The sequence below is a fragment of the Tenacibaculum sp. AWR4_210 genome (assembly GCF_056160945.1).
Map to the genome: position 1 here is coordinate 1 of NZ_JBSWYF010000096.1, position 246 is coordinate 246.

A 246-nucleotide genomic window follows, 5' to 3' on the forward strand; every position below is an offset into this window, starting at 1 on the left:
GGATTCCTGTTCCCGTAGCTACTAAATCCGCTACTGTTGGGCTATCGGCACTACAGAATGCTTGTGCACTTGCTGTTGGTGCGGTTGGAGTGGTATTTACGGTTACACTTACAGAAGTTCTGCTACTCTCACAGCTACTTACTGTTTGTGATGCGTAGTAGGTTCCTGTACTCAATGCTGTTGTTCCTGCTAAGGCAGTTCCTCCAGTTGACGCCGCATACCATTGGATTCCTGTTCCCGTAGCTA

At 48.4% G+C, this 246-nt stretch carries 1 protein-coding gene; it reads right to left on the reverse strand.

The features are described 5' to 3' along the window. Nucleotides 1–246, reverse strand: a 246-nt coding sequence (locus ACXAG7_RS20180; RefSeq protein WP_476667960.1) for an Ig-like domain-containing protein, incomplete at both ends; no start/stop codon positions are given.